The 15188-nt window shown below is 35.4% G+C and carries 16 protein-coding genes; 3 read left to right on the forward strand and 13 right to left on the reverse strand.

All coding sequences use genetic code 11. The features are described 5' to 3' along the window. Positions 1–25: 25 nt before the first annotated feature. From der to IAE51_RS02935, 13 genes are all read right to left on the reverse strand, one after another. Positions 26–1336, reverse strand: coding sequence for a ribosome biogenesis GTPase Der (gene der / locus IAE51_RS02875; RefSeq protein ID WP_003132476.1), 1311 nt, complete (start codon positions 1334–1336; stop codon positions 26–28). A 106-nt stretch (positions 1337–1442) separates the two neighbouring features. Continuing rightward, positions 1443–2069 (reverse strand): pentapeptide repeat-containing protein, encoded by a 627-nt coding sequence (locus tag IAE51_RS02880; protein ID WP_033900370.1) that lies wholly within the window; start codon positions 2067–2069, stop codon positions 1443–1445. Then, on the reverse strand, positions 2066–2788 hold the full coding sequence (locus tag IAE51_RS02885) for an NADPH-dependent oxidoreductase (RefSeq protein WP_003132474.1): 723 nt from the start codon (positions 2786–2788) through the stop codon (positions 2066–2068). Before IAE51_RS02885 ends, IAE51_RS02880 begins: the two co-directional genes overlap by 4 nt. Continuing rightward, a complete protein-coding gene (gene dnaI, locus IAE51_RS02890; RefSeq protein WP_015426075.1) occupies positions 2781–3662 on the reverse strand; it encodes a primosomal protein DnaI in 882 nt (293 codons plus the stop codon). The genes IAE51_RS02885 and dnaI overlap by 8 nt, the downstream gene beginning before the upstream one ends. Next, positions 3662–4837: a replication initiation and membrane attachment family protein gene (locus IAE51_RS02895; protein WP_200094696.1), complete on the reverse strand. Its 1176-nt coding sequence runs from the start codon at positions 4835–4837 to the stop codon at positions 3662–3664. The genes dnaI and IAE51_RS02895 overlap by 1 nt, the downstream gene beginning before the upstream one ends. A 99-nt stretch (positions 4838–4936) precedes the next feature. Further along, entirely contained in the window at positions 4937–5383 is a 447-nt protein-coding gene (nrdR, locus tag IAE51_RS02900) for a transcriptional regulator NrdR (protein ID WP_003132469.1), read from the reverse strand. 118 nt (positions 5384–5501) lie between these two features. Next, a complete protein-coding gene (gene trmB, locus IAE51_RS02905; protein ID WP_003132468.1) occupies positions 5502–6155 on the reverse strand; it encodes a tRNA (guanosine(46)-N7)-methyltransferase TrmB in 654 nt (217 codons plus the stop codon). Positions 6156–6276: 121 nt separating this feature from the next. Continuing rightward, entirely contained in the window at positions 6277–7050 is a 774-nt protein-coding gene (locus tag IAE51_RS02910) for a phosphotransferase family protein (RefSeq protein WP_003132467.1), read from the reverse strand. 68 nt (positions 7051–7118) lie between these two features. Next, the gene (locus tag IAE51_RS02915) at positions 7119–7376 is read right to left on the reverse strand and encodes a Veg family protein (protein WP_010905542.1); all 258 of its coding nucleotides are present in this window, start codon (positions 7374–7376) and stop codon (positions 7119–7121) included. A 194-nt stretch (positions 7377–7570) separates the two neighbouring features. Beyond that, a complete protein-coding gene (gene dnaB, locus IAE51_RS02920; protein ID WP_003132465.1) occupies positions 7571–8938 on the reverse strand; it encodes a replicative DNA helicase in 1368 nt (455 codons plus the stop codon). A 5-nt stretch (positions 8939–8943) separates the two neighbouring features. Then, the gene (rplI, locus tag IAE51_RS02925) at positions 8944–9396 is read right to left on the reverse strand and encodes a 50S ribosomal protein L9 (RefSeq protein WP_003132464.1); all 453 of its coding nucleotides are present in this window, start codon (positions 9394–9396) and stop codon (positions 8944–8946) included. Beyond that, positions 9393–11357 carry a DHH family phosphoesterase gene (locus tag IAE51_RS02930; RefSeq protein WP_003132463.1) on the reverse strand — a complete coding sequence of 655 codons (1965 nt, stop codon included), beginning with the start codon at positions 11355–11357 and terminating at the stop codon, positions 9393–9395. Before IAE51_RS02930 ends, rplI begins: the two co-directional genes overlap by 4 nt. 93 nt (positions 11358–11450) lie before the next feature. Then, complete coding sequence (locus IAE51_RS02935) at positions 11451–12119, reverse strand: HAD family phosphatase (RefSeq protein WP_200094698.1); 669 nt, start codon at positions 12117–12119, stop codon at positions 11451–11453. 127 nt (positions 12120–12246) lie between these two features. Between IAE51_RS02935 and IAE51_RS02940 the strand changes: the two genes are divergently transcribed. The 3 genes from IAE51_RS02940 to IAE51_RS02950 all read left to right on the forward strand — a co-directional run bounded on the left by IAE51_RS02940 (position 12247) and on the right by IAE51_RS02950 (position 15166). Continuing rightward, on the forward strand, positions 12247–12723 hold the full coding sequence (locus tag IAE51_RS02940; RefSeq protein WP_058213097.1) for a MarR family winged helix-turn-helix transcriptional regulator: 477 nt from the start codon (positions 12247–12249) through the stop codon (positions 12721–12723). Next, complete coding sequence (locus IAE51_RS02945) at positions 12713–13579, forward strand: patatin-like phospholipase family protein (protein ID WP_200094700.1); 867 nt, start codon at positions 12713–12715, stop codon at positions 13577–13579. The genes IAE51_RS02940 and IAE51_RS02945 overlap by 11 nt, the downstream gene beginning before the upstream one ends. A 234-nt stretch (positions 13580–13813) precedes the next feature. Continuing rightward, positions 13814–15166, forward strand: coding sequence for an aspartate kinase (locus IAE51_RS02950; protein WP_200094702.1), 1353 nt, complete (start codon positions 13814–13816; stop codon positions 15164–15166). Positions 15167–15188 lie beyond the last annotated feature (22 nt).

Genomic DNA, 15188 nt, shown 5'->3' on the forward strand with positions numbered 1-15188 from the left:
ACACTGATAAAATCAGTGAATTTTTTTATTTACGTTTACGTGCAATCAAATGAACTGGTGTTCCTTCAAAAACAAAGGCTTTACGGATTTGATTTTCAAGGAAACGAAGATATGAGAAGTGCATGAGTTCTTCTTCATTGACAAAAACAACAAAAGTTGGTGGTTTAATCGCTACTTGTGTTGCATAGAAAATCTTCAAACGTTTTCCTTTGTCCGTCGGAGTTGGATTAATCGCTACAGCATCCATAATGACATCATTCAAAACAGAACTTGAAATACGTAAGTTTTGTGCATGATGAATTTCTTTAATCATATCTGGGAGTTTATTCAGACGTTGTCCTGTCTTAGCAGATACATAAACGATTGGTGCATAATCAAGGAATTTGAACTTTGTCCGAATTTCTAATTCAAAGTTTTTCATTGTATCGTTATCTTTTTCAAGGGTATCCCATTTATTGACAACAATCAAAATTCCTTTACCAGCTTCGTGAGCAAATCCAGCGATACGCATATCATATTCGCGAATTCCTTCCTCAGCGTTAATCACCATCAAAACGATATCTGAACGGTCAATGGCACGCATGGCACGCATGACTGAGTATTTTTCAGTATTTTCGTAAATTTTTCCTGATTTACGCATTCCGGCGGTATCAATCATGACAAATTCTTGGTCTTCAGAATCGACAAAGTGTGTGTCAATCGCATCACGAGTTGTTCCTGCAATTGGACTTGCAATTACGCGGTCTTCGCCAAGAATAGCATTAATAAGAGATGATTTCCCAACGTTTGGGCGGCCAATCAAGCTGAACTTGATGACATTCTCATTTTCTTCTTCAATTTCATTAGGAAGATTTTGAACGATTGCATCAAGGACATCCCCTGTCCCAATCCCGTGAACGGCTGAAACAGGATAAGGATCGCCAAGTCCAAGTGAGTAGAAATCAAAGATTTCCATTCGACGTTCTGGGTTATCGACTTTATTGACAACAAGAATAACTGGTTTGTCTGTACGATAAAGAATATTAGCAACGGCTTCATCGGCATCTGTAATACCTGTTTCTCCGTCAACAACAGCGATGATAACATCTGCTTCGGTCATGGCAATTTCAGCTTGCGCACGAATTTCAGTCATGAAAGGTTCGTCTGAAAGTTCAATCCCACCTGTATCGATGATATTGAATTTACGGGTTAACCATTCTCCTGTGGCATAGATACGGTCACGAGTTACACCTGGAATGTCTTCGACAATTGAGATGCGTTCTCCTGCAATACGGTTGAATATCGTTGATTTTCCGACATTTGGACGGCCAACGATGGCTACTGTAGGTAAGCTCATATTTTTATTTCTTTCTTTGTTTACTTATTGAATAAAAAATTATAATAGTGAAGAAGTTTGTAATCCATAGACTATATAATTTTAGATTTGGGTTTCGAGGTTCATTTTAGATAATTTCAATGCCAAACAGGCTAGTAAAAAATGGGGCTTGGCTAAGACTTATCTTCATATTTTTAGCGAGTTGAGGTGTAACTTCCATGCGTTCAAATTGATTCGTAGAAAAATCAATTCCTGCAAGTGCTGTTTCCCAAAAATTTGCTGCTTCTAATTGATTTTTTAAAAGCTCCACATTCTTAAAATTACAGGCAGTAAAGAAGGTTTCTCTAGCTTCATTTTCTAAAAAGCGGACTGACTTTAAGGTAGAACCTGAAAAATTTGCATAAGTCATTAGATTTTCTGTAAACTGAAGGTCTTGTAAGTGACTTTCAGTAAAATCAGTTCCTAGCAATTTGCAGGATTTAAAGATTGAGCGATAAATGCCAATTTTATTGAAGTTTAAATTGGAAAAATCACATTTTTCAAAAAGGCAATCTGTAAATTCACTGATCGTATTGTCAGTAAATTCAAAGGTTGTGTTTTTGAAAGAACAACCTGAAAAAATAGTTCTTTGATTGATTGTCAAAGTTTTATCTATAAATTCTGCTTGATAAATTTCTCCATCAATAAAATCTTGACTTGTGGCTACTTGATAGGTGGCTGGAAGTTTTGGTTCTAAGATTTTCTTTAATTTCACAGTAATTTTTTCGCCTTTAAATTTTCTGTTGAAGCTGAAATTTCTGGTTGGCCCCACTGGTCAACAATCCGTTCAGACCATTTGTTTAAGCGTCTATTTCCAGCATATTCTTCTTGAACTTGGTCATATTTTTCAATGGTTTCAGACGTTTGCTCAACATATTTTTCTTTAAAAGCTGTTGCTTCCAAAGGAAGACGTGGTTTTACTTTGTTCAAACGTGCGGCTTTACCGAGTGCAATGCCAAAAATAGGATAAGTATAATCTGGCAAGTTCAAGACTTTAGAAATTTCTGAGGATTGGTCCCGAATTAAGCCAACCATCACCCCGTTGTAGCCTAAAGATTCCGCTGCAAGAAGCGCATTTTGTCCAGCTGTTGCGGCATCAACTGATGTAATCAATAAGCTTTCAATTCCTTGCGGTTGGAAATTGCCTTGATGCAATTCGACTGCCTTTTGAGCACGATTTAAATCGCCAACAAAAACTAAATATGCTGCACAATTTTTGATTGATTTTTGTGGTTGAAATTCATAAATCGCATCTTTTTGAGCTTGTGATTCTACAACAATCACAGAATATGATTGGAAATTTTTCCATGTTGATGCCATTTGAGCAGCTTTTAAGATTTTTTCCAAATCTTTAGGCTCAATTGCTTCTTCTGTAAAATTTCTGACCGAAGTGTGATTCATCATTAAATCAATCGTTTCATTTGTTTCAGTCATGACGTCTATTCGTCCCCTCTAATCGCATTTCTTCTGCCAAATATTTCACGCGTTCCATAACACGTTTTGCTGGCCAAATTTCATCAGCTCGCTTGGTTTCGGCTAAATGCTGTTCTAATTCTTCCATTCTTAAATTTGAAGTGAAGAAAGTCGGGAGATTTTCTTGCATGCGATGTTGTAAAATGACTTGTAAAATACTGTCACGAACCCAAGCGTTGTTTTGCTCTGCCCCAATATCATCCAAAACTAAAACTTGGCTGGCTTTTATTTCATTGACCCAGACTTTGGCATTGTCAAAATCTAAATCAGAAATGAAAGTGGGATAATGAAGTAAAGTTGTTGAAATTCCTTTTTTGGCTAATTCGTTTGCCATTGCCGCAAGCATGAAAGATTTCCCAACACCAAAATCTCCATAAAGATAAAGTCCTTTTTTCTTGGGAAAATTAGTAATAAAATCAACTAGGGCTTGGTATGGTTTGATTCTTTGAACATCATCAAGGGCAATATCTGCCAAAGTGACTTGTTTTAAATCTTTTGGAAGTCCAATAATATTCACACGTCGCAAAAGGTTTTGAGCTGCTTGTTGCTGCGCCAATTCATTTGTCGTTTGATATGAAACATCAGCATAGCCGTGATTCATGATTAAAACAGGTTCATAACCATCAGCTGCCCGTTTTTCACCTTTTTCAAATTTTTCATGCTCACGAACGTATTCATAAAACTTGGAGTAAGAGCGTTGAATTTCGTCAGAAGTCATTTGATGTTGGGCAATAAAAGCTTGCACATCAGCATTTTTTAATACTTCTGCGACTAATTTTTCAAAATTTTCACGGATGTCTTGACGTTTTCCTAAGATGTCTCCGATAGATTCCATTAATTTTGCTCTCCTTTCAGTTTTTTGAGAGAGTCAAGCCTTATTTTCTCAAGTTTTGCAAGTTCTTCTTGGCTTGTCTTATTTTCATAATCTGGATTTGACCATTTTGGTGCTTCTTTTTTGATTTTCATTGGTCTTTTTTCAGCTCCAGCTTTTGCTTTAGCAGCAGCTAATTCTTCTCGTTCCAAAATTCGTTTTACCGCTGTTTCAGCTGTAAATACTTCATTTCTCATCCAGTCGTTGGCTAATGCATTTACAAAATTTGGATTTAACGACGCATTTTTTTGCTGTACTAAAACATAGTGAATCAAAATATTTTGGACTTCTGCTGGCAAATTTTGGCGACTTAAATTAGTTAAAAGCTTATGTTCTTCCGAACTGACAAAGCCTCCAGCTTGCGCTTTTATCTGTCGGATGAAATCATCTGGTTCATGAGATTTACTGATGACAATCAAATCGGCAAATGCTTTAGGAAAAGCTGAAAGTGCTGGTTGCGGTTGGCTAGCTCCTGAAAGACTTCTCATCAAATTATTCATGTTCAAAGTTTTATCAGCATTGGCTGTTTTTTCTGCTTGCTTGAATAATTCGTACCAATTGAGTTCAAATTTTTCTGCTAGTGAATAGAGCGTTAAGGAGTCTTGATTTTCATTGTTTAAATGATAGCCTTGACGTTCCATAATACTTTTAAAGGCCCCCATATCAAAACGTTCATTTGTATTTGAAGGGTTTTGTTGAGCTTGTGAGTCAAAACTAACTTTATAAACTTCATGAAATTTCTTGGAAATTTCTTTTCCTTTTGGTTCCATTCTTTTAGCTAAAGCAGCTACTCGATTTTCACCAATTCTTGAAATCAAAAGTTGTCTATAAAAATCATCTGCAAGGAAATTTTCAAAATTTAGCGGACTTTTTACTTCAAAATAAAGACTGGTATGATCATCATAAACACGAACTAATGATAAGCCAGATAATTTATCTAATGCTTCAATAAAAGGATTGAGGCCGAGATTTAGATATTCCAAAAAGTGAGAAATTCTTCCAGTAGAGAAGCTTAGCATTAACTGATAAAGCGCAAAGGCATCCGTGCCAATGATTGGTAAATAGAGCAGACGAAAAGCCTCAGCGTCAAAGCTGGTCTTTCCTCGATTAAGCATTGTAAATGAATCTCCCGCTCTCATTTTTTTCCTCACTTTTTACTGACAGAAAGTTCAGCGAGCTGATCTTTCTTTTATTTGCCGATAAAATGCTCCTTATTCAGTCACTTTTTACTGACGGATTTATTTTTTGGTAATATTTTTAAGGAGCTCTTCTAATTCACTGACATCTTTGAATGAACGATAGACGCTGGCAAATCTGATATAGGTGATATCATCCAATTCAGCTAATTCTTGCATCACAAATTCACCAATAACATCTGATTCAACTTCATTACTGTCTAGTTGACGAATTTTTCTTTCAACATTTGCAACTGTTGTTTCAATATCTTCACTTGATACTGGGCGTTTGTATGCTGAACGAACTAAACCACGAACAATTTTTTCACGATTAAAGGGTTCACGTTTGTCATCTTTTTTGATGACTAAAAGGGGCATTTCTTCGATACGTTCAAAGGTTGTGAAGCGAAAACCACATGATTCACAAACACGACGACGGCGAATAGCATCTTCGGCTTGTCTTGAATCAACAACTTTTGATTCTTCAGAAGAACACTTTGGACATCTCATTTTATTCTCCTTAATAGATAATAAATTCTTATTAATTTTACTGACAGAAAATTGGTTTAGACTTTCTTATTCTGTCAGTAATTTTTTTCATTAGTTTTAATGACAGAAAGCAACTTATTTACTTCTTAGGCAAAAATTTTGCTTCTAATCGATAAATTACTTGACCTTTCTGTGAGAATTTTTGCTCATACTCGGTCATTACATTTTGAGGTGCAAATTCTTCGTCTTGGTGTAAATCTAACCAAACTTTTTTAAGTTCCATGCCATAGTTAGCTAAAGAAACTAAAGAATATTCAAACAATCCACGATTGTCAGTTTTGAAATGAATTTCACCTTCAGGACGTAAAATCTTTTCATAAGTTGCAAGAAAAGATTTATAAGTCAAACGACGTTTTTCATGACGTCCTTTTGGCCAAGGGTCAGAAAAGTTCAAATAGACTTGGTCAATTTCACCATCAGCAAAATATTCACTCAAAGCAGCTCCATCAACAAGCATCATTTGTACGTTTGGCAAATCTGCTTCAATTGCTTTATCTAAAGCATAAGATAAAACTGATAATTGCATATCAATTGCAATGTAATTTATTTCTGGATGAAGAGCTGCCATTCCTGTGATGAAAGCTCCTTTTCCACAACCCACTTCAATATGAATCGGATGATCATTTCCAAAACGCTCTGACCAACGTCCTTTAAAGTCCGCTGGATTTTCAACTACGATATGTGCGTTTTCAGCAAGCATTTCGCCTGCCCCTTTACGATTTCTGACGCGCAATTTTTACCTCAATTTTTTAATTTTTGATAGAAAATCAGCAAAAGTGATCTTCTATTTCTTTATTTTTATTATTCAATTATAAGCCAAAAAATAGGAAGGTCCAAACCCTAGCCTATTTTTACTAAAATAATTCACAAAATTTACGAAGTCCCAAGATTTCTTGATTCACTTCTTTCATTTTTCCTCTAGAAAGATATTCAGAGATTTGGCGAAGAAAAGAAAGTTTTCCATACCAAGCCACTTTATCCATAATATCTGAACGAGGTCTAACACCAGATGTCATCAACCACAAAGACCAGTTATTTGGTTTAATATAATGTGATAAAACATGTGCCATATCAACCATTGAATCTGATAAAAAGACGGTATCCCAATCTACTAAATAAATTTTTCCTGAATTATCATCCACTAACCAATTTTTATGATTGACATCGCCATGAACGACTACGACCTCTTCATTTTTGATTTCGGGAACTTGTTGACGCATTTCTTCAATGATTCCTGACAAAAAATGATTTGTTCGTAAAGCCTCAGTATTTTGGACACAATCCTCTAATAATTGTTCAGGAAGAATAATTTGACTTCCCAACTTCTTATAAGATTCAACCAATTTTTTTGAGTCATGCAAATGTGCTAAAATATGATTAATTTGGCGGTCTTCCATATCCTCAGGACTTAGTGTATGACCGTCAATCCAAGGTTGAGCAGATAAGGTATCGCCTTCAGCCGTACGTTTTGTCCATAAGACTTTTGGCGTGATTCCCTCAAGATAAATACTCGGCAAAAATGGACTGCCGTTTTTTTTAATAAAAACGCGTTCCTGATCACTTTTCCCAAAAAATGCATTGCCAGAGCCACCTTTAACAGGCGTCATATCCCAATCGGCTTTCATCATCCTTATCTCCTCCTTTCCTTTAAAAATCTATTAATCATTATTTGAACCATTTACTTTATTCCTCAAACTTATGCGTTTGGATAGTGAATTAAAATAGTTTGAGTCAAAATGTCAGCATATTGATATGACTCAGTTGTTTTAGGACCACGAGCCGGAATATTTTCAATAATGAAATGTGTTGCATAGGCTTCAATCAAGTTCACTTTATGACGATTTTCGCGTTTACGACCAAATTGTGAAGTAATTTCAATCGTTTCACCCAAGTGTGCTTGAACTTTTTCACGAATGTCAACGATTTTTCCTATTTCTTGATTTTGGTTATCCATTTTTTCCTCCAAATAAGACGTAAAAGTCGGATTTCTCCGAACGCTTACCTTATAAATCTAATTTTATCCTTGATTATATCTCTCTTTTTTGATTAAAAGAATCAAATTTTATAATGTATTCTTTATCGTTCATTTTTATTAATAAAGAGAATTAGACAATTACTCATATTATAACACGAATTAGTCAAAAAAATCTAGTCGCCATATCGGTTATCAATACTTGCGAATTTATTATGCTCTTTAATAAAGAGTAATTCGACTGTTCCACGGCTTCCTGAACGGTTTTTTTCAATAATAACTTCAACTTTATTATCTTCCAGAATCTCTTCACCGTCTTCATCTTCACCAGTTCCACGTTCATAATAGTCATCTCGATAAAGAAATGCGACAATATCGGCATCTTGCTCGATTGACCCAGATTCACGGATATCAGACAAAACTGGTCGTTTATCTTGACGTTGTTCCACTCCACGTGAGAGCTGTGAAAGGGCAATAACAGGAACTTTTAATTCTTTAGCTAAAATTTTTAACTGACGAGAAATTTCAGAAACTTCTTGTTGACGATTTTCTCGACCAGTTCCAGAAATCAATTGTAAGTAGTCAATAACAATCAAACCAAGATTTCCTGTTTCTTGGGCTAATTTTCTTGAACGCGCCCGAATTTCAGAAATCTTTATCCCTGGTGTGTCATCAATATAAATACTTGCTCTTGATAAAGTCCCTGTTGCCATGAAATAATCATTCCATTCTTGGTCATTTAATTGTCCAGTACGTAAGCTGTGTGAATCAATTGAACCTTCGGCAGCAATCATCCGGCTGACAAGACTTTCTGCCCCCATTTCAAGAGAGAAAATTGCAACGGTCCGGTCTTGCTTTGTCCCAATATTTTGAGCAATATTTAAGGCAAAAGCTGTTTTACCAACCGCTGGACGAGCCGCAAGAATAATCAATTCTTCTTCATGAAGACCTGTTGTCATGTTATCTAAAGCGGGATAACCTGTTGCGATACCTGTAATATTAGACTTTTGTTGAGCTTTTTGCTCAAGGTCATCCATATGAATCGCTAGGACATCAGAAATTTTCTTAAAGCCATTTGTATTACGTCCTTGTTGGACGTCAATTAAACTTTTTTCTGCTTGAGCTAAAATATCGTCCGCTGGTGAATCTTGTTCATAAGCTTTTTCGACTGATTCAGTTAGACGATTTATCAGTTGACGGAGTAATGATTTTTCAGCAACAATCTTGGCATAATAGGCCGCATTTGCTGCGGTGGGGGTTGCGGTGGCAAGTTCTGCAATATAAGCAATCCCCCCAATTGCCTCCAGCTCCCCTTGATTTTCAAGATGTGAACGAATGGTTAAGACGTCAATTGCTTCACGAGCATCAGATAATTTTTCCATTGTCCGAAAAATTATCTTGTGAGCATTTTTATAGAAGTCATCTGAACTTAAAAATTCTTTAATTTCGACTAAGCGTTCGCTATCTAAAAAAACAGCCCCAAGAACGGCCTGCTCAGCAGCTAGGTCTTGAGGCGGGGCTTTTATTAAATCAATTTCGGGCATTTAGTTTAGGCCTCGCTAATTTTGACTTTAACCACGGCTGTCACATCACGGTGAAGTTTAACTGGTACATCTTTTGTTCCCAAAGCTTGAATTTTGTTAATCAATTGAATTTTGCGTTTATCTAACTTGAGATTAAATTGACTTTTAAGGGCTTTTGCGATATCTGCTTTATCTACAGCACCAAAAGTGTGACCTGTTTGTCCAACTTTCATTTTGATTTCAACAACAGTGTCTTCTTTTTCAAGAACTTCTTTAAGGGCTTTTGCTTCTGCTAAAAGTTCTGCTTCTTCTTTTTCCTTAGCTTTGGCTTGACCTTTCACTTCAGAAAGAGCAGCTGCTGTAGCAACTTTTGCCAAATTTTTCTTAATTAAAAAGTTTTGAGCATAACCTGTTGGTACTTCTTTAATTTGACCTTTTTTTCCTTGTCCTTTAACGTCTTCTAAGAATACAACTTTCATTTTTCGTTTTCTCTTTCTTTTAGTATTTCAATTAAATCTTCTTGCACTTCATCGATATATTTTTCATATATTTGGGTTGCAGCATTATTAAAATGTCCACCCCCACCCATTTGCTCCATAATCGTTTGAACATTAAAACCATTTCGAGAACGAGCAGAAATAGAAATATAGCCATTAGTATGTTGTGTAATTGCAAATGCAGCAGTAATCCCTGCCATATCTAGGAGAGTGTCAGCAGCTTTTGCTGTTGCTATATTATCATATTTTTGATGTTTAAGTCCAACTCCTAAAGCAATTCCTGGTAAAACCATTTTTGCATTAAGAACAATTTCATTGGCCTTCTTATATTTATCAAAGTCAGTAGCCATAATCATTTTAATTAAATCGTTATCAGCTCCACGAGAGCGTAGATAAGCTGCTGCTTCAAATGTTCTTTCGGTCGTTGTTTTTGTAAAGTTTTTAGTGTCTAATTCAATACCCGCAAGAACAATACTAGCTTCAATGGTTGACATTTTTCTTTGATTGTTATCATGGAATTGAAGAATTTCGACAGTTAATTCACTAGCAGAGCTTGCTGATGATTCAATATATGACAAAAGTGCATGTTCTGGAAAATCATCATCACGTCTGTGGTGGTCAATGACTACTAATTTCTCAAATGATTTATAGAATTCAAGATTTAAGGTTTGACTTGTTTTTGAATGGTCAACCATGATAAGTAATGAATCTTTTTTCTTCAGTTTTTGGGCAGTTTCTAACTGGACAATATGCGTAAAACCATCAGAAGACTCATTCATTTTATTAATTGCACGCTCAACATCTGGCAATAACTGTTCAGGATCATAAACGACAAAGGCTTCTTTTCCAGACATATTAGCAAATGCCTTCATAGCCACCGCTGCTCCAAGCGCATCCATATCTGTAAAGCGATGTCCTACAATAAAGACATCTTCTGCTTCGGCAATAATTGTCCGAAGTGCTGTTGAAATGGCCCGTGCTCTTGTTCTGCTTTTTTGCGTTCTACTTTCGGAATTACCGCCGAAATAAACAGGACGAGCTTGAGGAGTATTTTCTCTCAGTACAACTTGATCTCCACCACGGACTTGGGCTAATTCAAGATTATTTAGAGCAACTTTACCAATAACTGGAAAATCATTCCAACCATAAGCCACACCAACTGAAAGAGTCAAAGGAATTTCTTTTTGAGATGAAAGTTCTCTAAATTCTTTTAGAACAGAAAATTTATCGTTAATCATTTTTTCAAGAATACGATAATCACAGAAAAAATAATGGCGACTGCTATTAATACGGCGAAGATAAACTCCGTATTTGTCAGCAAATTCTTCTAAAAATGAAGCGATAAAACTATTAATAGCTGTTCGACCACTGTCAGTAATTAAATCTGTAGCATCATCATAATTGTCAACAGAAATCGCACCAATAACCGCACGACTGTCATTAAATTCTGATTTAAAAGCAACTTCTTTTGTGGCATCAATTAAATAAATAAGATTCTTATCAGAATCAAGTTCTGCGACATATTTTTGCTTACCAAGGGTGATATACTGGTCATCGCTCGCATTTTTCAATATCTTTTTAATATCGTCACGATTGATAACTTTGTCATTTCCCTTAAAAATCATATCAATGAATGGATTAAACCATTCAGGTTCAAAGGTTTCACTATTAAAACGGATGACCCCAATTGGCATATTATCCAAGGTAGCATTGAGCGAATTTTCTGCTTCATCATTAATTTTACGAATAAAATCTTGACGACGCAATTGATAGTTTTGAGTTTGTGATAGTAAAATGAGTGTAATCGCTATGTTCAAAATCAACAAATAAATCCAAATTGACCAACGTGTTGCTGAAACATGAACAACAACAGTCTCAATGATTTGAACAATAACCATTATGATAATAATAGCAAGCGGTGAAAACCGACGGACAAAATTCATAATATTACTCCTATATTCCTCTATTTTAACATAGGACAGAAAAAACTTAAAGAATCACCGATTTGTCAGTGATTTTTTCTTTTAAAATGTTTATTAAGCCTTTATCATCTTTAGTGATGATTCTGTCAGTAATTTTTGAATAGCTGTCAGTGAATCTACCTTTAAGTCAGCCTTCTCTTGATTCATGCCAAAGCCTTTGTCTTCAATTGCCCAAACGGTCGCACCAGCTGCTTCTCCAGCTTGAATTCCTTTTTCAGAATCCTCAATAATTAATGTTTCAGAAGGTGTTACACCCAATTTCTTCATTGTTGATTGATAAATTTCTGGATTTGGTTTCGTTTGTTTAAAGTCATTTCCTGAAACCACTACTTCAAAATAAGAACTCAATTGATGTATATCTAACATTTGTTTGATATCAAACATTGACGAACTTGAAGCAAGTGCAATTTTTACTTCTTTATGACGCAAAAATTCTAAAATATCAGGCACATCAGAAAATAAAAGTTCTGCATAAGGCATCGGATGATTTTCTTTGAATTGCTCATAGTCTTCTTGCAATTCACTCGCTTTTTCTTCATCAAAAGACCCTTGCAAAATTCGTGGCCAAATATCTTTCATATTTCCACCAATAAAATCGCTAGGCGTCAAGTGGCTAATAGAAATCCCATGACCGCCAAAAAATTCTTCTCTTCTTTGTAAATAATAACGTTCGGTGTCAACAAGAACACCATCCATATCAAAAATCACTGCTTTAAATTTCATAGAACCATTATAGCACAGTATCTAAGCATGGTTCAATAGACTTCATTATAAAAGTATTTTTATTTTACACAGAAATTAGTTGACAAGACAACTAATTTGATATATATTATATTCGACGGAGGAATTTATGGAAGACAATCAATATGAATATCAAGGAATCCAATTTATTGGGAAGCTTTCTTCTGAAATTTATAGAAGAGGTTATATTTATTTCACAAAACGCTTAGTGCCTTTTGACATCAATTATATTCAATTGCTTTGTTTGATTTCTTTATATATCAAAGACAATCAAAGCCAAGAGCAAATTACTGATGATTTAAGTATCGATAAATCTAGTGTTCATCGAGCAATTAAAGGCCTGATTGAAAAAGAATACGTTAGCAGAGTGCGCGATGAAAAAGATAAACGTGTTTATCGTGTCTCATTGACTCAAAAAGCAAGAGACATCCAAACTCAAATTGAAGAAATGACAAAAGAGAGAGAATACTTGCTATCAGAGGGAATTGATCCCCAAGAAAAAGCAATTGCATTTAAAGTATTGAATCAAATGACTCAAAATGCAAATCAAATTTATGAAGAGGAAAAGAAGAAAAATGACAAATAATTTAAAAAGAGCGGTTGTATTAGGCGGTGGCGGACATTTTGGTATCGCTTGGGAACTTGGATATCTTAGAGGTCTAGAAGAAGCTGGGCTGCCCATTAGAGAGGCCGATATTTTTGTTGGAACTTCTGCTGGTTCACAAGCAAGCGTAATTGTTAGCTCAGATAAAGATTGGGATTTAATCTGGAAGGAACAGATTGAAAAAGAGATTAGTGAAATCACTCCCATCTCCGATGAAAAAATGGGAGAGCTTTTCAAAACATTTGAAAACATTGCTAAAAATTCTCATTCAGCCAAAGAATGGATTGTGGCGGAAGCTGAAATTTCTAAGAAAACCCAACCTTTTATCTCTAAGGAGGAACGATTAGCTATGCTTAAAGAACGTTATGGTTCAGGTCAAGCCCGCTGGAACAGCAAATTACGAATCGTTGCAACCAGTATTGAGGATATTGAGCGTCAAGTTTTTGATGAAAATTCAAATGTTGATATTCTAGTGGCTTTACAAGCAAGTGGAGCCCTTCAAGGCGTCTGGCCTTCAGTTGAAATCAATGGAAAACATTTTTTTGATGGTGGTTCTTTTTCAATGGAAAATCCAGATGTCGTTGTTGATGCCGACAAGATGCTTGTTCTTTCAACTGGACTGCCTGTCGATGTTCCATATAAATTAGAAGATTTACTCGCTCAATTAGAGAAAAAAGGGACAGAAACCAGCCTGGTTCTTCCCTCTGAAAAAACAATGAATATCTTAAAAGATTTTAACTATAATACGGTGGAAGCAAAAATTCGTCCCTTTGTTGCTCAAGCAGGTCGTGAACAAGGACAAGCTGAGGCTGCTCTGATAAAAGAACGCTGGTTATAATTCATTTCTTTTGAAGACACTAACTTTCAAATTGTCTCTTAACAAATTAAAACATACATTAACTACTTTTAATGTATGTTTTTTAAGTATTATCATCAAAATAATTATTTATTGAATACTGCAGAAAGAAAATAGGCTATAAATGAGTTATTTATTGAAAATTATCTGAAAATTAGCTATAATAAATCAATTTATAATTTAATTTAATTTAATCTTGAAGGAAGGTAATATTTAGTGAAAGTTGCAAAATTTGGAGGTTCGTCTCTCGCATCAGCTTCGCAAATCAAAAAAGTTTTTGATATTGTTCAAGCCGATAAACAAAGAAAATTTATTGTGGTTTCTGCACCAGGCAAACGTTCGGGGGCTGATACTAAAGTTACCGATGCTTTGATTGCTTATTATAAAGCTTATAAATCAGCTGATGAAAAAGGAATTCACTATTATCAGAATTGGATTATTGAAAGATTTCGAGAAATCTATGATGAACTTGGCTTAAAAAGTCCAGTCATTAATCAAATCGCAGAAAATATCAACTATTTAGCCCAGTTAGATTTAGATAATGTTTTTACTTATGATACTTTTTTAGCCGCTGGTGAAAATAATAATGCTAAATTAGTCGCAGATTTTTTCAATCATTCTGGCTTACCAAGTCGCTATGTTCATCCATCAGATGCTGGAATTATGGTTTCATCTGATCCTGGAAATGCTCGATTGCTTGGTGGAGCTTATGAACATATTAAATATCTTAATGAACTTGAAGAAACATTAATCATCCCTGGTTTTTTTGGAATCACAAAAGAGGGGGAGGTTTGCACTTTTTCCCGTGGCGGTTCTGATATTACTGGCTCAATTATTGCTGCTGGTGTGCGAGCTGAACTCTATGAAAACTTTACTGATGTGAATGGAATTTTCGCTGCTCACCCTGGCATCGTTAAGAATCCAGCTTATATCTCTGAATTAACTTACCGTGAAATGCGAGAACTTGCTTATTCTGGTTTTTCTGTTTTACATGACGAAGCACTCGTTCCTGCCTATCGTGCCCATGTTCCTTTGGTCATCAAGAATACAAATAACCCTGATCATCCCGGAACAAAAATTGTTGTTCAAAGAGAGACTAAAGGCTCACCTGTCGTTGGAATTGCTTCATCTAGTGCCTTCTCTTCTCTTTATGTCAGTAAATATCTGATGAACCGTGAAGTTGGATTCGGCCGAAAAGTCCTTTCTGTATTGGAAAATTTAGGAGTTCGTTTTGAGCATATGCCAACTGGTATTGATGACATGTCTATCATTATTCGCAGCCGCTATCTAACTCAACCTGTTTCAAAAGCCCTTATTTCTAATCTTACAGAATCGCTCCATCCGGATGAAGTCTATATTGACCGTGATTTCTCTATTATCACCATTGTTGGTGAAGATATGAAAGAACACGTTGGGGTTACCGCTAGAGCAACGGCAGCACTTTCTAAACAGGGCATTTCAATCGCTATGCTTTCGCAAGGTTCAAGCGAAGTTTCCGTCATGTTTATTGTCAAAGAAAAATACGAAAAAGAAGCTCTAAAAGCGATTTATTCAGCCTTTTTTGACTAAAATATGTTAATAAAAAACAGCT

This window comes from Lactococcus sp. S64 (assembly GCF_016516525.1).
GTDB lineage: Bacteria > Bacillota > Bacilli > Lactobacillales > Streptococcaceae > Lactococcus > Lactococcus lactis.